Genomic DNA, 16,120 nt, shown 5'->3' on the forward strand with positions numbered 1-16,120 from the left:
GCTGCAGACGATGTCATCCCCCAGGCGGGGGCAGGACTGCGGACCGGCGCACGAGCTCCTGCTCCACAGAGCGCAGGATGGCATCAGCTTCGCGTAGTTCGGCACCGGGAAGCTCAGCACCGGAGCGTTCGATGGCGTGGCGCAGCATGAGGAGGTCGGCGGCCGGAACCAGGGCCCAGCCGTCGAAGGCATGGAAAACCCGGCCCGGGGCCGTACCGCCGGGCGGATAGAACCAGGAATGTGCTTCTTGAGCTCTAACTTCTTGAGCTGCGAATTGTTGAGCTATGAGTTTCATCAGGGAGGGCTCTCTTGACTGCCTAGCCAGCTGACTGCTCAACCACGGGTAAGGAAAAAGATAACCACAACCGTGCCGTTAAATCACGTGGTTGCCGTACCGAATCTGAAAATGACGGCATCCTTCATACGAGCGGCCACAAGAGCCCCCAGGTTGCGGGTTCACTGCGGCGCCTGGTTCACGATGTCCACCGAGATTTCGACTACCGGTACCGTCCCCCGGTTCTCCAGCCAGTGGGTGGTGTGCCGGTCCTCCTTCCACCCCACACCGGGCCCATACTCAGCGACGGCGCCGTCCCGATGCTCCGTGACAGTCCCCTGCAGGACGTAGACGGTGCCGGGACGGCCTTTGTGGTCATGGAGTGGGCCGAAGACGCCGCCCGGTTCGATGGTTACCATCCTCATCCGCAGCTGCCGGCCTTCCATACCGTCAATCTCGCCGGCAAGATCAACAGCCGCCAGCAGCTCCACCGAGACGCCCGTCGACTCAGGCACCGCTTCTTCCCCGCCCATTGCCCTTCCTTTCTATGCCCGCTTACGACGGCGGCGCCGGCCTGCCGCTGCCACGCACCCTGGTGCGGGTGCTCTGGGCGGCACGTGCCGGCGTCGTACCTTGATTGATGCGCCTGCATTGGCGCGACGTGCCCTTAGGCCGGCAACGAGGAGATATTCAGGATGTTGCCCTCGCTGTCCACGAACCAGGCACCCTTGCCCATGCCCTCCATGGTGGCGATGCCGTTTTCGGTCTTGAGGCCTGGCATGTCGTAGTCCTCAAACACCACCCCGCGGGCCCGGAGCTCCTCCACTTCCTTCTCCACGTCCTGGACACCCCACGCCATCTGGGTGTTCTTGGCCGAACCGGCGTTGTCCGTCCGATACAGCAGGAAGCCGGTCCCCTTGCCGCATCGGTAGATCAAATTCTCGTTTTCGATAGTCTGGGCCGGCTCAAGGCCCAGCTTGTCCCGGTAGAACTCCTTGGCCCGGTCGATGTCCTTGGCAGGCAGGACGGCCATGAGTTCCATATCTTTGAGCATGACAATCAACTCTCCTTGCGGTTGCGATGGCGACGCTCTCCCCCGAGCCGGTCCGGACGTGCCCGCCGGGCCATGTGGCCGTCCTTCCCGCCGAGTGCCGGGGCGGCCACCTGGAATCCCGTTTTGCCGTGCTGGCAGCAACCATCGACGCAACCATCGACGCGGGGTCCCCGAAGTCTACGAGGCCATTATGGAACCGAAAATCCCGCGGCGAAATAGGGGATTTAATCGGCCCTGAAGCAGCTTCAGCCTGCTACTTACGTGCCACCCAGATTGCCTTACGCAGGGCGGCGCCCACTACAGACACCAGGGGAACCAGGCAGACCAGGGCGGCGATGGTGTTGGGGCGGAAAGCAGGTTTACCGTTCACTGTGCGGTACACGCCGAGCGGGACAACGAAACCGCCGCCGCCTCCGCCGGAGGCCCCGTCTTCCGATTCCGTGCCGCCGCCGAAGCCAAAGGACACCAGCGCCACGGGCACGATTTCCTCCCCGCCGAGGTTCACGGGAGTCCCGTAAGCGCGGGTGACGCCCATGTTCTTAAACGAGTCTGCAAGGGATGCGAGAGTGTCAGCCATGGCATCAGGCTAGGCAGCAGCTTCCGCAGCCGAAAGGACCATAAGTCCCGTTGAAGCCGGATCCCAGCGCTCCCTACTTCCGGATTTCCGCCATCCTCAAGCGGACGATGTCCGCCAGCACGTCGTCGGGCACGGGGTGGTCAGCGGTGAAGCGGATGGTCCCCTTGGACAGCGAGTACCCTTCCAAGCGTCCGGCCACCGCTTCGACCACTGCCGAGGAAAAGGGAAAGATCGAAAGGTGCTTTGCCGCCGGGACGGCTGCCAACAGCGGTTTGCCCTCGAGCTTCAGGGCAGGCATGCCGTAACTCATCCCCTGCGTGGCCTCGGGAGCCAGCGAGCGTGCAGTCTCCACCACATGCTGCAGGCAACTGCGGTCGGGTTCATCCAGCGCAGCCAGCGCCTCGTCCACGGCCCCCACCGGGAACCTCAGCTCTTCCTGGCCGCAACCGTGGAGGCCAGTGCGGCGAGGCCCCGCTCAAAGTCGGCGCCCACCATCTTGTCCATGTCCATGAACAGTGCGAACACCCTGCCCAAGCCCTTGTTCTCGCCTGTCATCCGCCAGGTCACCTCGGTACCGGTGTCCACCGGGGTGAAGCTGAACGTGGTGGGGTTCAGTGCCTTGAACGGCCTGGTGAACTGCAGCCGGATCCGGATCAGGCTGGCGGGTACGGATTCTGTGAGTTCCATGGTGCCGCTGCCGGCCCTGCGATTGCCGCTCCACTCGTACCCCGCGCCGGCGCCGGCCTCGTTGCCGAAGTAACGGCGGCTCATGCCCGGGTCAATCGTTTCCCAGGGGGACCAGGCGGTCCATTCATGGAAGTTGTTGACCAGCGGGAAGATCTGCTCCGGGGAGGCAGGGATGACCGCAGTGCGGCGGACTTCAAAAGTGGACATGGGCCCAGCATAGGGGCCGAAGCCGCCGGCGTTAAGGGAGGACGACGTTCACGGGGTCCCTGCCCTCGAGCAGGAGGCCGATCTGCTTCCTGAGCAGCCGGACCATCCGGGGGAACATGGCAGAGCTGGCGCCGCCCACGTGCGGGGTGATGAGCACGCCGGGGCTGGTCCACAGGGGGTGGTCGGCCGGCAGCGGTTCCGGATCGGTCACGTCCAGGGCAACCCGGAGGCGGCCGGTCGAGGCCTCGGAGAGCAGCGCGTCGGTATCCGCAACCGGGCCGCGGGCCACGTTGACCAGCAAGGCACCATCCGGCATGGCCGCCAGGAACTTGGCGTCAACCAACTGCTGGGTCTGCTCACTCAACGGGACACTGACCACCACGATCTCGTGCAGCGGCAGCTGCTCATAGAGCGAATCGATTCCGTAGATGGTCCCACGTTCGTCTTCCCGCCCACGGCTGGCCATGCGGGTGACTTCCGTTTCGAACGGCAGGAGCCGCGCCTCGATGGCCTTGCCCACTCCCCCGTAGCCCACCAGCAGCACGCGCCGGTCGGCCAGGCTGGGACGCTGGCTGTTGTCCCAGGTCCCGGTCTCCTGGTTCCGGACGAAGTCCGGGATCCCGCGCTGGGAGGCCACCATCATGCCCACGGCGAGTTCCGCCGTCGACGTTTCATGCACTCCGGCCGCGTTGGCGAAGGTGACGCCCGCCGGCAAAACCGCCGCGACGCCGTCGTACCCGATGGACTGGCTCTGCACCAGGCCGACGTCGACGCCCTCCAGCGCGGCGAGCGCCGCCGGCTTGCCCATGTAGCCCGGAACCAGCAGGTCCAGCCGGCCTTCCGGCGCCGGTCCGGTGAGGTCCCACCGGACGAATTCGACGCCGTCCATCGGCTCGAGCGCGTCGATGAGCCTTTGGTCGGGCAGGCACACCCGCAGCCGGCCCGTCATGCGGCGACCATCAGCTTCACGTTCGCGGCATTCAGCGCGTCTTCGATTTCCTGGGGCGGCGGTGCATCGGTCACCAGGACGTCCACCGCATCGAAAGCTGCCAGCCGCGCCAACGCGTACCGCAGCATCTTTTGGTGGGTAGCCACCACCACCACCTGTTCCGCCGAATTCATAAGGGCGATCTTAGTGGCGCGCTCCACATCCCGCTCAATGTAAAACGCCTCGTCGTGGATCCCGGACACACCGATGAAGGCCGTCTTGGCGCGCAGGCCGGCCGCCGCGCTGACGGTCATGGGGCCATTGAAGGCCTGGCTGTCCAGCAGCAGCTCACCGCCCAGGCAGATGGTGCGCGCCTCGGTCAGCTGCAGGCAGCGCTGGATGGCGGGCGCGGAGTGCGTGATGATGGTGCCCGTAAAGGCCGTGGGCAGCTCCTGCGCGATCTGGTAGGTGGTGGTGCCGGCATCCAAGATGATGGCGTCCCGCTCGCCGATCAAAGATACGCAGGCACGCGCCACCCGCAGCTTGGCAGCCGCGTCTTCCCGGACCCGGGCGGCGAAGTCCGCATTCTGGCCGTGCCCGTCAATGGCGCTGACGCCGCCATGGACCACCCTGGCCAGGCCCAGTTTGGACAGTACGCGCGTGTCCCGCCGGACCGTCATGTCCGAAACTGCAAACGTCTCCGCCAGGTCGGTCGTGGAAATGAAACCGCGCCTGCCCAGTTGGTCCAGGATGGTGCGCTGACGAGGCGTCAGCGCACCCTCTTTCCGTGCGGTGCTCATAACCCCTTCTTCCCTCCCCAATGTGCCGGGCTGGAGCCTGGCGGGATGTTGCAATTCCAACACATATCTTCTTATGAACGTACCCCGATGGCGGCATTGCCAAGCTCAACAGGGCGGCCTTCCGTAATAGACCGTTCAGCGGCCAGGCCCATCCGCACCGACTGGAGGCCATCCGCCACGGTAACCTCCACCGGCCCTTCGCCCAGGATCGCCTTCCGGTAGCCCAGGTGTTCGTAGTAGGTGGAGCCGTGGTGCGCGCCGGCGGCCAGGACAGCCTCGTCCACCGGAACCTCGTGCTTTTCCGGGCCCAGCGGGGACCGCGGGCTGAACTCCACGGTGGCTTCCGCCTCATCGCCGGGAATCCAGTGGTTGGCAGCCACCGGGATAAGGGTTTCGATCTTGGCCTCATCACCCACGATGGAGATCCGCTCCTGGAACTTGGATCCTTCCGCGAACATGGACAGTTCCAGCATGGCCCGGCGGCCGCCCTTGAAGTCAACGATCACGTAGGCGTTGTCCAACATGTCGGAGACCCGGCCGTCGTAGACCTCGTCCATATGGTTCACGTCGTGGCCGCCGCTGGCGTAAACGCGGACAGGCTCGTCCTGCAGGATGAGCCGCATCAGGTCGAAGAAGTGGCAGCACTTTTCCACCAGGGTGCCGCCCGTGCGTTCGGCGAAGCGGTTCCATGCATCCACTTTGTGCAGGAACGGGAACCGGTGCTCCACGATGGAGAGCATGTAGATGTTGCCCAGCTTGCCGCCGTGCGCCGCTTGGATGACTTCCTGCACCGGCGGCATGTAGCGGTATTCCATGGCCACCCATACCGGCGCGGGATAGTTGGCGGCGAGCGCTTCCAGTTCGTCTGCCTGCTCCGCGCTGGTACAGACCGGCTTTTCCACGAGCACGGGCAGGTTGGTTCCGCTGGCAAAGATGTCCTTCAGGATCCCCAGGTGCGTGTCGTTGGGGCTGGCAATGACCAGCGCATCCACCAGCCCTGAGGCCAGCAGTTCGTTGTGGGTGGGGAAGGTCCGTACCTCATGGCCAATCTCCCTGGCCGTCTCCGCCAGGGACGACGGCGTGGGATCCGAGACTGCGGTGATCCGGCTTCCAGGGATCAGGGCAAGGTTCCTGACATGTTCGCGGGCCATATGGCCGGCGCCGATAAGGCCGTACCGGATCGTCCGTACTGGTTGCGCAGTAGGCACTGACATGAGCTGCTCCGTTTCTCTACGTTGAGTGGGGGACCGCGGCGTTGCATCCCAAACACAACTATACAGAAAGTGTTGTTTTTCCAACATAGCGTGTGTATATTTCTTCAGTACCAGCCGGAACTACAACGAGGTGGAACGTGCCCCAAACGTCAACTGAAACGCTGCTCTTCGTAGGATGCGCCACTCTTGACTCCATTGCCCTGGTGCAGGATTACCCCGCAGCGGACAGCCGCACGGTAGCCACGGACTTCGCGACGGCGGGCGGCGGCCCGGCGGCCACCGCAGCTGTGGCAGCAGCCCGGGCAGGGGCAAGGACAGCCTTCGCAGGAGTCCTGGGTACCGACGAGGAAGGTGACCGCATCATCCACGGCCTGGAGGCCGAGGGCGTGGACACGTCCGCCGTGGTCCGGGACGCCGGTGTCAAAACCGGCGCCAGCGTGATCGTGGTCAGCCGCGCCACGGAGAGCCGGGCAATCGTCACCCGCCCGGTCCCGCCGGTCAGCTTCCCCACAGGCAGCCGCTTCTCCGAACTGCTGCAGTCCGCGGCGTGGGTCCACACGGACCACCTGGGCTGGAACGCAGTCGCCTCGGCGCCCGGCTTCAACCCCGCGAACCTGAACATCAGCGTCGACGCCGGCAATCCCATCCCGGGCTTCAGCCCCCGCGGCGTCGCCCTCTATGTCCCCACCATTGAAAGGCTCCAAGCAGAGTACGGCGAGGACCTCTCCCCTGCGACGCTCCTGCAGAAAGCGCTCGACGCCGGCGCCTCCGCCGTCGTCGCCACCGCCGGCTCCCACGGCGCCTGGGTTTTGGAACCCGGCGGCGAACCCGTCCACGTACCGGCCACCCCCGCAACCATCGTCTCCACCCTCGGCGCCGGAGACGTGTACCACGGCGCCCTGCTCGCCGCCGTCGCCGCCGGGCTTCCACTCGTGGAAGCCGCGGCATTCGCCGGCCGCACAGCCTCCGCCTCCTGCGCCGGGCTGGACGGCCGCTCCGCCATCCCGCACCAGACCATCAATTCCGTCCCAGCCTCCATCTGAACAAGCTGAAAGAAGCAGCCCATGAGCCCCACAGACCTCTCCCCCCTCCAGCGCCCGTCAGGCGCCTTCGCGATGCTCGCCGTCGACCAGCGCGAAGCCATGCGCAACATGTTTGCCGAACACACCGACCAGCCGGTCACCGACGAGGACCTCCGAGACTTCAAGCTCGAAGCCGCCCGGATCCTCAGCCCCTACGCGTCAGGCATCCTGATCGACCGGCAGTTCGCCCTGGACCAGGCCATCGACGCCGAGGTGGTGGACCCTGGCTGCGGACTCATCGCCTCCGCCGACCACTTCGAGTCCGCGCACGGCGAGCTGGTAGGCGAGGTGACCATCGACAAGCTGGTGGACCCGCACAAGTACAAGGCCCTGGGTGCGAAGGCCCTGAAACTCCTGGTCCTCTACCGCCCGGACGAGCCCGCCGAGGGCCGAGTGGCGATGGTCCGGGAATTTGTCGAAAGCTGCCGGGCTGCCGGGTTGATCAGCATCATCGAACCCGTCTCGCGCAAGCCCCTCGCCGGCGGCGATTTCGACTGGAACGCCGGAATCCTGGCCGCAGCCAAGGAGCTCGGCAGCCTTGGCGCCGACCTCTACAAGGCCGAGGTCCCCTTCAAGGGACAGGCTTCCGAGGATGAAGTCCGCGGCGCCTGCGCCGAACTGACCAAGGCCATCAACGGCCCCTGGGTGGTCCTTTCCTCCGGTGTTCCCGAGGACGTCTTCCCCGATGCTGTCCGGTGGGCGTGCCTGGAAGGTGCCAGTGGCTTCCTGTCCGGACGCGCCGTCTGGGCGTCGTGCATCGGCGCCCCCGACGTCGTCGAATCCCTGTCCACCGACGCCGTCCGCCGGCTGCAGCGCCTCTGCGCCGTAGTTGACGAAGCCGTCTCCGCCCAAAGGACCCACGCCTAGGCACCGGTGGCGCGCCGCAGCGTGCCCCGGGGCAAACCCTTCCGCAGTAAGCAAAGCAAACGCAGTAAGCAAACAAGGCACAGCAAACACTCAACGAGGAGATTATTGTGAGTCAGATTTCACGCAGGCAGGCAGTCGCCCTTCTCGGGGCCCTTGGCTTCGGCGCCGCTGCGGCAGCGTGCGCCGGGCCCGGCGGCTCCACCAAGCCGGCTGGCGCCTCCGGACCGGCGGCCCCCTCCGCCGGCGCCGTCACCGGGAAGGTGTCGTTCGCCCACTGGCGCGGCGAGGACAAGGCCGTGTTCGACGAGCTCATCAAGCGCTTCGCCGCAAAGCACGACGGCGTAGAGGTTGCCCAGGACATCTCCACGTCCAACGACTACAACGCCCAGGCGCTGCAGAAGCTGCGCGGCGGCTCCATCGGTGACGCGTTTGCCACCTTCCGCGGGGCGCAGTTCAAGAACTTCACCGAGGCGGGGATCTACACCGAACTCAAGGACAGCCAGGCGGTAAAGAACTACCAGAAGGGCCTGCTGTCCGCGGGCCAGAACGGTGACAGCCAACTGGGCCTGCCGTACCAGGTGGTGTTCCCCATGCCCATGGCCAACCTGGACCTCTTCGACAAAGCCGGCGCGGAGATCGCCCCCAAGAACTGGGACGCGTTCCTGGCCATGTGCGAAAAGCTCGCCTCCGCCGGTGTCGTCCCCATCTCCTGGCCCGGCGGCGACGTGGGAAACGGTGGCCAGCTGTTCAACTGCATGATCGCCAACAACGCCCCCGTGGACGACATGTGCGCCCAGATCGAGCAGGGCAAGCTCAAGTGCACCGACGACTGGTTCATCAAGATGCTCAACCAGTACAAGGACCTGAAGCCGTTCGTGCAGCCCAACGCCACCGGCACGGCGGTGGAGCCCGCCCAGAACCTGTTCTCCCAGGGCAAGGCAGCCATGCTGGCCACCGGTTCGTACCACCTCGCCGCCGTCCGCGGACTGGGCGCCAAGTTCCCCATCGACCTGGTGTTCCCCAATACCACCTCCGACGGCAAGGGCAAGTATGAGGGCGCCTACAACGCCACGTTCATCCTTGGCGTCAATTCGGCCAGCAAGAACCAGGCGGCCGCGGCAGCCTGGATCGATTTCCTCTCTGAGCCGGAGAACGCCGGCTACTACGCCAACCAAACGGCCCAGCACGTGTCCGTGGACAAGGTGGAGTACACCAACCCGGACCTGAAGCGGCTGAGCCCCTGGCTGCAGAAGAAGACCGCGCTCGCCGCCAGGTTCCAGTTCAACAACCTGGATGTCCGCAACGCGGTGGAGGCCAGCGCCACAGCCGTCATCTCCGGCACCAGCCCGGAGCAGGCAGCCGCTGCCGCCCAGAAGATTGTTGACGAACGGCTATGAGTATCCATCCCGGAACTGCTGCCAAACGCAAAGCAACGGACAGCCCAGCGCCTGCAAACCCTGCCAAGGTCCGCCGCCGCTCCCCCACACGGGTGAATCCGGCGCTGTACCTTTTCCCGCTGCCCGCCGTCGCCGTCGTCGCCTTCTTCCTGGTGATGCCCACGCTGCAGGCCTTCCAGTACGCCATCACGGACTGGAACGGTTTCTCCGCGGCGTTCAACTACGTGGGCCTGGACAACTTCATCCGGGCGTTCACCAAGGATTCGCTGTTCACCAACGCGCTGACCAACAACCTGAAGTTCGTGCTGCTGGTGGTGATCGCCCAGACCCTGTTCTCTCTGGTGCTGGCACTGCTCCTGACGAAGAATTCACGCGGCAGCATCCTGCTTCGCGCCCTGTTCTTCTTCCCCACCATCCTGTCCTCGGTGTCGGTGGCCTTCATCTGGAAGTTCATCTACGACCCCAACTTCGGGCTGGCCAATTCGGTCCTTCGAACCGTGGGGGTGGACGGGGGCGCCTACCTCGGCAACGACGCCCAAGCCCTGTACTGGGTGGCCGTCACCCAGGTGTGGTTCCACTCGGGCCAGATGATGGTGGTCTACATCGCGGGGCTCCAGGCCATCCCCAAGGAACTCTACGAAGCGGCGGAAATGGACGGCGCCAACAAGTGGCAGCAATTCAAGTCCATCACCTGGCCGTTCGTGGCCCCGGCAACGTCCATTGTGGTGGCCTACACCACCGTGCAGTCATTCAAGGCGTTCGACCTGATCCTGGGCGTCGCGGGCAACCCGCCCAAGAGCTCCCTGGACATCCTGTCCACCCGCATCTACAGCACCTTTGCCAACTCGGAGTTCGGCTACGCCGCCGCCCAGTCGATCATCTTCATGGCGATGATCGCCCTGGTCACCTGGCTCCAGCGCCGCCTGCTCCGGCTGACCCCGAAGGGGGACTAGCAGCATGCTCGCATCACTCAGCCGCCGCGCCATCCTGGCCATCTACGCGGTCATCATTATCATTCCCCTTACCGTGGTGGCCTTCGGCAGTTTCAAATCCACGCAGGAGCTGTTCGCCGGGCCGTTCAGCCTGCCGCACTCCCTCGCCCCCGACAACTTCGCCGAGGTGGTGGGCGGCCAAAACCTGGGCTCGTCCTTCATGAACAGCGTGATCGTCACCGGCATCTCCGTGCCGCTCACCCTGTTCCTGGCAAGCCTGGCAGGCTACGCAGTGTCCCGGTTGAAGGGGTTCATGTCCTGGGCCATCTTCGGGTTCCTGGTCCTGGGCATGGCCATCCCCGCGCAGGCCAACATGGTGCCGCTCTACGTGCTGTTCGGCCGACTGGGCCTGCTGGACAACCTGGCCGGCCTCATCCTGGCCAACGTAGTGTCCACACTGCCCATCGCCGTCTTCATCCTGGGCGGGTTCATGCGGACCCTGCCAAAGGAGCTCTACGAAGCATCCTCCATCGACGGCAGCGGACCCTGGAAGACCTACTCCTCCATCGCCCTGCCGCTCTCCGCACCCTCCATCGCCGCCGCAGCGATCTTCCTGTTTGTCATCCACTGGAACGAACTACTGTACCCGCTGCTGTTCATCCAGACCCCCGGCAACCGCACCCTGCCGCTGGCACTGCTGAGCTTCCAGGGCGAGTTCCAGACCAACTACCCGCTCCTGTTCGCCGGCGTGATCCTGGCATCGCTGCCCGTTGTGGTGGCCTACGTCTTCCTGCAGCGCTACTTCGTTGCCGGCATCACGGCGGGAGCCAGCAAGGGATGAGTACGACGACGGCGGCCGGCTTTGCGGCCGGCAGCACCCTTCCCGCCAACGAAAGGCACTGTTCATGAACCTCAAATCAGCCAGGCACCTTGTGAACGGCAGCTGGCACACCGCCGGAAGCGCCAAGGACGTGACTGACCCGGGCAACGGCAGCACCGTGGGCGAGGTGGCCTGGGGAACCGCCGGAGACGCCACCAAAGCCGCCGACGCTGCCGCCGAAGCATTCGGTTCCTGGTCCCGCACCACGGTGCGGCAGCGGGCAGACCTGCTGCGCACCGCAGCCGAACTCCTTGCGGATCGCCGGGACGAACTCGCGCACACCCTGGCACTGGAAGCCGGCAAGCGGCTCCCGGAGGCGCAGGGCGAGGTGGACTTCTCGGTGGAGTACTTCCGCTGGTTCGCCGAGGAAGCGCGCCGCACCACCGGCACCGTCAGCCCGCCCGAACTGCAGGGCCGGAGGCACCTCAGCACCCGGAAACCGATCGGCGTGGCCCTCAGCCTCACACCTTGGAACTTCCCGGTCTCCATCCAGGCCCGGAAGCTCGCGGCCATGCTCGCCGCCGGCTGCACGGTGGTGGGCAGGGTGTCCGAGAAGGCCCCGCTGGCTGCCACCGGGCTGTTCGAGGTCCTGCACGACGCCGGCTTCCCAGCCGGCGTGGTCAACCTGGTCCACGGCCCCTCCCGCGAAATCACCGCCGCCCTGATGTCCCACCCGGCCGTCCGCGCCGTCAGCTTCACCGGCTCCACGGGAGTCGGCCGGCAGATCATGGCGTCCGCCTCGGAGCGCGTGGTCCGGCCCCTGCTGGAGTTGGGCGGCAACGCGCCGTTCATCGTCTTCGAGGACGCCGACCTGGACGCCGCCGTCGAGGGTGCCGTCCTGGGCAGGCTCCGCAACACCGGCCAGTCCTGCGTGGCGGCCAACCGCTTCCTGGTGCAGGACAGCATCGCAGAGGAGTTCGCGCAGAAGCTGGGCGCACGCTTTGATGCAATGAGCATCGGCCACGGCGTTCCCGACGACGGCGCACCGGTTCCGGACCTCGGCCCGGTCATCGACGCCGACCGGGTGTCCGCGGTGCAGGCACTGGTGGACGACGCTGAAGAGCGCGGCGCGCGGCGGGTGACGCAACGGACGTCCGTCCCCGCACAAGGGTCCTTCCTGGCGCCCACACTGCTGGCCGACGTCCCCGACGACGCACCGCTGGTGACCGAGGAAGTCTTTGGCCCGGCAGCCGGCGTCGTCACCTTCTCCTCGGAGGAAGAAGCCATCCGCAAGGCCAACGCCACCGAAATGGGCCTGGCCGCCTACGTCTGGAGCGGCAGCCCCAGGCGCGGCTGGGACATCCCGGAGCAACTCGAAGCCGGGATCGTGGGCGTCAACGACCCCCTGCCCTCCGTAGCCTTCGCCCCCATGGGCGGTGCCAAACAGTCCGGTCTGGGCCGGGAAGGATCGAGCCTGGGCCTGGAGGAGTTCGAGGAGGTCCAGTACGTGGCCTGGAGGCCGTAAATGCTGACCACCGGGCTGGTGCTGGGCGCCGTCGTCATGGGAGCGGGGATGCAGCGGATCACCGGGATGGGCTTCGCCCTGGTGGCCGCCCCCTTCCTGGTCCTGCTCCTGGGGCCGGTGGAAGGCGTGGTGCTGGTGAACGTGTGCGGCGCCGTGACGGCTGGGGCCATCATCTTCCGGGTGGTCAGGGACATCGATTGGAAGCGCTACCTGCTGCTCGCGGCCTCGGCGCTGCTGGGCATCATCCCGGCGGCGTTCCTGATCCGCCTCATTCCGGCGCCGGTCCTGGAAATCTCCATTGGGGTTCTCCTGGCCGCCGGGCTGACGGTCCTGCTGGTCCTGAAGTCCGCCACCCTGCCGGAGCGCCGCCGCTACCTCTTCACTGCCGGCGGCCTCAGCGGGTTCATGAACACGGCGGCCGGGGTGGGCGGTCCGGCCGTCAGCATGTACTCCATCGCCACCAGGTGGCAGCACAAGTCCTTCGCGGCCACCATGCAGCCGTACTTTTTCACCATCGGAACGTTCTCGCTCATCTCCAAGGCCATCACCGCCCCGGCGACCTTCCCCGCGATGCCGCTGGGCATGTGGGTGGCTGTTGCCGTGGCGTGCCTGGCCGGGCTGGTGCTGGGCGACCTCGCGTCAAAGTTCGTCCCCGCCCGCGCCGCACAGATACTGCTGATCATCCTGGCCTACCTGGGAGCGGCGGCCACCATCATCCGCGGCGTGCTTGACGCCGCCGCCTGACCCGACATCCCGCATTCCTACCAGAAAGAGGACATGACATGACCTGGCTCGAAAGTGCCGCCCACGCACGATGGCTTGAGGCGGAAACCGACCGGCTGATCCGCTTCGCCGAGGCGTCGAAAGTATCCACAGGTTTCGGCTGGCTGGACAACTACGGCAAGGTATTCGCCGACAAGCCAACTCATCTTTGGATCACCGCCCGAATGACACACAGCTTCGCAGTCGCCGCGCTGATGGGACGGCCGGGCGCTGCGACCCTCGTGGACCACGGCATCAACGCACTCAACGGCGTCCTCCACGATGACGAGTTCGGTGGCTGGTACGCCGAGGTGGACGCGAACGGGCCCGTGAACGACACCAAGTCCGGCTACCAGCACTCCTTCGTGCTACTGGCTGCCGCCAGTGCCGTTGCCGCGGGGCGCCCGGGAGCCCGGGAACTGCTCGACGAAGCACTCCGGATAGCCGACACCAAGTTCTGGGACCACCAGGCCAACATGTGCTTCGACTCGTGGAACCGGGAATTCACCGAAACCGAGGCCTACCGCGGCGGGAACGCGAGCATGCACTCGGTGGAGGCCTACCTGATCGTCGCCGACGTGACCGGGGAGAACCGCTGGATCGAACGGGCGCTGCACATCGCCGAGGTGCTCATCCACGACTTCGCGCGCAACAACAACTACCGGGTGTTCGAGCACTTCGACCCGGAGTGGAACCCGATGCCGGAGTACAACACCGATGACCGGGCCAGCCAGTTCCGTGCCTACGGCGGAACGCCGGGCCACTGGGTGGAGTGGGCGCGGCTGCTCCTCCACCTTCGCGCTGGATTAGAGGCCCGCGGCCTGGACGTCCCGGCCTGGCTCCTCGAAGACGCCCGGGGCCTGTTCGACGCCGCCATCCGCGACGCGTGGGAACCGGACGGCCACCGGGGATTTGTGTACACCGTGGACTGGGAGGGAAAGCCGGTTGTCACCACCCGCATCCGCTGGGTTCCCGCGGAGGCCATTGGAGGCGCGGCAGCCCTTTACCTTGCCACCGGCGAGACGAAGTACGCGGACTGGTATGAGCGGATCTGGGACCATGCCCGCGACTGGTTCATCGACTACGAGCACGGATCCTGGAAGCAGGAACTCGACGAGAACGGCAATGTCAGCTCGACTGTCTGGTCCGGCAAGGCCGACATCTACCACCTGTGGCACTGCTTGGTGGTTCCGCGCCTTCCGCTGGCCCCCGGACTGGCGCCGGCACTCGCAGCAGGCCTGCTCGATTCCCGAATCAACCAAACCCACGTCTAAGAAAAGGACATCGAATGTCTGCCATTTCCTCCCAAGAAGCTGTCCTGCATGTCACCGCGGTAGGTGCTGAAACCCTGAACCTGCGTGTCGATCCGGGTGTGCCGGCAGCGGTGCGCATCGAGGTTCAGGGCAGCTGTGCCTGCCAAAGCGCCGGCCGCCGGCCTGGGTCCTACACGGACACGGACTTCGGCGGCCGGTAGTCCTGTTCCAGCCGGTCGCGAAGCTCATGCTGGGGCACTGCGGGCGGGAGTGCGGGTGACCGTGTCACGTCTGTGACAGGCCCTCTGGTCCGGTAAATTTAATGGAGGAATTGTCCGGCGAGCCGAGCCGCATTCCAAGCCCTCCCCTTGAATGGACCGCACCCCCATGTCTTCCGCGATTTCCGCGCCGTCCCCTACCCGTTTTCCCTACGCCGCGATGGTGGTCCTGGCCACCATCGCGTTTACTGCCATCACCACCGAGCTCCTCCCGTCCGGGCTGCTGCCGCAGATCAGCACCGGCCTGGGCGTGTCCGAGCCGGTGGCCGGATACCTGGCAGCCGCCTACGCCGCCGTCATTGTGGTAACGGTGGTTCCGGCCGCCCGGCTGCTGGGGAAGATCCCGCGGCACGCCCTGCTGGTGGGCCTGGTCCTGACATTCGCCCTCAGCAATGCACTGGTGGGACTGGCCCCGGACTTCACCTCCGCGATGATCGCCAGGCTGGTGGGCGGCCTGGCGCACGGACTGCTTTGGACCACCATGGCGCCGTTCGTGTCACGGGTGGTGCCCGCGGACAAGGTAGGCAAGGCCCTGGCCATCGTGTTCAGCGGCAACAGCCTGGGCCTGGCCATCGGGGCCCCGGTGGGAACGGCCCTGGGCGGCTTCCTGGGCTGGCGTGCCGCATTCATGGTGCTCGCCGGATTCGGTGTGGTGCTGACCGTTCTCGCGTTCTGGCTGCTCCCCCGGGTCCAGCGCATCAGCGACGCCGCCCGCCCGTCCCTGCGCAAGGCGATCGGCCAGCCCGGCGTGAAGTCAGTGGCGATTGCCTGGCCCCTGCTGGTGCTGGCACACTTTGCCCTGTTCACGTACATCGCGCCGTTCATCCGTGAGGCGAGCCTGCCGGACTATGCCACCAGCCTCTCCCTCACAGTTCTGGGCGGTTCCGGCCTGCTGGGCATCTGGATCGCCGGGCTCACCGTGGATTCCCGTCCCCGCCGTTCGCTTTTGATTACGACGGCGGCCATCGCCGCTTCGATGTTCCTCCTTCCACTTGCGGTAGGGAACCTCGTCCTGGCCTTGGTTCTGATGACCGTTTGGGGAGCCGGCCTGGGCGCCATTGGCATCTACAACCAGTCCGCGATCCTTCGTGCCGGCGGCGAATACAGCGAGGCCGCCAACGGACTCACCGTCCTGACCATCCAGTTGGGCATCACCATCGGAGCGCTTTACGGTTCGGCCGCCCTGGTGGTTGGCGGCCCGCTGCTGGTTCCGGCCGCCGCGGCGATCCCTGTGGTGGCCGCGTTCGTCATCACCCTGGCTGGAAAAAGGTATGCCTACCCGCCCGGCCCGCGGGAGCGGATCTGGCTGGAGCCCCGCCCCGTGGCCGACAAGGTCCAGGACCCGGCATAACCCCAAACCACCCCTTCATCGATTGCTCCGTAACTGTCGTTTTGAACGCCCAGAACGACAAGTGCGGAGCAATCGATGGTTCTGGGGTCATTTCAGGGCTGCCCGGCAGAGA

19 protein-coding genes are annotated in these 16,120 nt (G+C 66.0%); 10 read left to right on the top strand and 9 right to left on the bottom strand.

Translation table 11 applies throughout. The features are described from left to right. Nucleotides 1-13 precede the first annotated feature (13 nt). The 9 genes from ACFO0G_RS16605 to ACFO0G_RS16645 form a co-directional block, all read right to left on the bottom strand. Nucleotides 14-295 (bottom strand): hypothetical protein, encoded by a 282-nt coding sequence (locus tag ACFO0G_RS16605; RefSeq protein WP_376979007.1) that lies wholly within the window; start codon nucleotides 293-295, stop codon nucleotides 14-16. Nucleotides 296-456: 161 nt separating this feature from the next. Continuing rightward, entirely contained in the window at nucleotides 457-807 is a 351-nt protein-coding gene (locus ACFO0G_RS16610) for a cupin domain-containing protein (protein ID WP_376979009.1), read from the bottom strand. A 134-nt stretch (nucleotides 808-941) separates the two neighbouring features. Beyond that, complete coding sequence (locus tag ACFO0G_RS16615; protein WP_286402309.1) at nucleotides 942-1,328, bottom strand: VOC family protein; 387 nt, start codon at nucleotides 1,326-1,328, stop codon at nucleotides 942-944. A 253-nt stretch (nucleotides 1,329-1,581) separates the two neighbouring features. Further along, on the bottom strand, nucleotides 1,582-1,905 hold the full coding sequence (locus tag ACFO0G_RS16620; RefSeq protein ID WP_286402307.1) for a hypothetical protein: 324 nt from the start codon (nucleotides 1,903-1,905) through the stop codon (nucleotides 1,582-1,584). A gap of 73 nt (nucleotides 1,906-1,978) precedes the next feature. Next, complete coding sequence (locus ACFO0G_RS16625) at nucleotides 1,979-2,323, bottom strand: iron chaperone (protein WP_286402305.1); 345 nt, start codon at nucleotides 2,321-2,323, stop codon at nucleotides 1,979-1,981. Between the two features lie 8 nt (nucleotides 2,324-2,331). Beyond that, nucleotides 2,332-2,799 carry an SRPBCC family protein gene (locus ACFO0G_RS16630; protein WP_286402303.1) on the bottom strand — a complete coding sequence of 156 codons (468 nt, stop codon included), beginning with the start codon at nucleotides 2,797-2,799 and terminating at the stop codon, nucleotides 2,332-2,334. Between the two features lie 31 nt (nucleotides 2,800-2,830). Then, nucleotides 2,831-3,748, bottom strand: coding sequence for a 2-hydroxyacid dehydrogenase (locus tag ACFO0G_RS16635; protein WP_286402301.1), 918 nt, complete (start codon nucleotides 3,746-3,748; stop codon nucleotides 2,831-2,833). Further along, entirely contained in the window at nucleotides 3,745-4,527 is a 783-nt protein-coding gene (locus ACFO0G_RS16640) for a DeoR/GlpR family DNA-binding transcription regulator (RefSeq protein ID WP_286402299.1), read from the bottom strand. Before ACFO0G_RS16640 ends, ACFO0G_RS16635 begins: the two co-directional genes overlap by 4 nt. Before the next feature lie 71 nt (nucleotides 4,528-4,598). Continuing rightward, nucleotides 4,599-5,741, bottom strand: coding sequence for a Gfo/Idh/MocA family protein (locus ACFO0G_RS16645; RefSeq protein ID WP_376979013.1), 1,143 nt, complete (start codon nucleotides 5,739-5,741; stop codon nucleotides 4,599-4,601). 137 nt (nucleotides 5,742-5,878) lie between these two features. Between ACFO0G_RS16645 and ACFO0G_RS16650 the strand changes: the two genes are divergently transcribed. The 10 genes from ACFO0G_RS16650 to ACFO0G_RS16695 all read left to right on the top strand — a co-directional run bounded on the left by ACFO0G_RS16650 (nucleotide 5,879) and on the right by ACFO0G_RS16695 (nucleotide 16,008). Beyond that, nucleotides 5,879-6,784, top strand: coding sequence for a PfkB family carbohydrate kinase (locus ACFO0G_RS16650; RefSeq protein WP_376979015.1), 906 nt, complete (start codon nucleotides 5,879-5,881; stop codon nucleotides 6,782-6,784). 21 nt (nucleotides 6,785-6,805) lie between these two features. Continuing rightward, nucleotides 6,806-7,690 (top strand): aldolase, encoded by an 885-nt coding sequence (locus ACFO0G_RS16655; RefSeq protein WP_376979017.1) that lies wholly within the window; start codon nucleotides 6,806-6,808, stop codon nucleotides 7,688-7,690. A 107-nt stretch (nucleotides 7,691-7,797) separates the two neighbouring features. Further along, entirely contained in the window at nucleotides 7,798-9,087 is a 1,290-nt protein-coding gene (locus ACFO0G_RS16660; protein WP_376979019.1) for an ABC transporter substrate-binding protein, read from the top strand. Beyond that, complete coding sequence (locus tag ACFO0G_RS16665) at nucleotides 9,084-10,040, top strand: carbohydrate ABC transporter permease (RefSeq protein WP_376979021.1); 957 nt, start codon at nucleotides 9,084-9,086, stop codon at nucleotides 10,038-10,040. The genes ACFO0G_RS16660 and ACFO0G_RS16665 overlap by 4 nt, the downstream gene beginning before the upstream one ends. Nucleotides 10,041-10,044: 4 nt before the next feature. Beyond that, on the top strand, nucleotides 10,045-10,860 hold the full coding sequence (locus tag ACFO0G_RS16670; RefSeq protein ID WP_286402283.1) for a carbohydrate ABC transporter permease: 816 nt from the start codon (nucleotides 10,045-10,047) through the stop codon (nucleotides 10,858-10,860). 64 nt (nucleotides 10,861-10,924) lie between these two features. Continuing rightward, nucleotides 10,925-12,364, top strand: coding sequence for an NAD-dependent succinate-semialdehyde dehydrogenase (locus ACFO0G_RS16675; protein ID WP_376979023.1), 1,440 nt, complete (start codon nucleotides 10,925-10,927; stop codon nucleotides 12,362-12,364). Further along, nucleotides 12,365-13,108 (top strand): sulfite exporter TauE/SafE family protein, encoded by a 744-nt coding sequence (locus tag ACFO0G_RS16680; RefSeq protein ID WP_286402278.1) that lies wholly within the window; start codon nucleotides 12,365-12,367, stop codon nucleotides 13,106-13,108. It begins immediately after the preceding gene. Between the two features lie 38 nt (nucleotides 13,109-13,146). Continuing rightward, nucleotides 13,147-14,400: an AGE family epimerase/isomerase gene (locus ACFO0G_RS16685; protein WP_286402275.1), complete on the top strand. Its 1,254-nt coding sequence runs from the start codon at nucleotides 13,147-13,149 to the stop codon at nucleotides 14,398-14,400. Between the two features lie 14 nt (nucleotides 14,401-14,414). Further along, a complete protein-coding gene (locus tag ACFO0G_RS16690; RefSeq protein ID WP_286402271.1) occupies nucleotides 14,415-14,600 on the top strand; it encodes a hypothetical protein in 186 nt (61 codons plus the stop codon). Between the two features lie 166 nt (nucleotides 14,601-14,766). Beyond that, a complete protein-coding gene (locus ACFO0G_RS16695; protein ID WP_286402268.1) occupies nucleotides 14,767-16,008 on the top strand; it encodes an MFS transporter in 1,242 nt (413 codons plus the stop codon). Nucleotides 16,009-16,120: the final 112 nt, after the last annotated feature.

It is taken from the genome of Arthrobacter sedimenti, assembly GCF_042652025.1.
Taxonomy (GTDB): domain Bacteria; phylum Actinomycetota; class Actinomycetes; order Actinomycetales; family Micrococcaceae; genus Arthrobacter; species Arthrobacter sedimenti.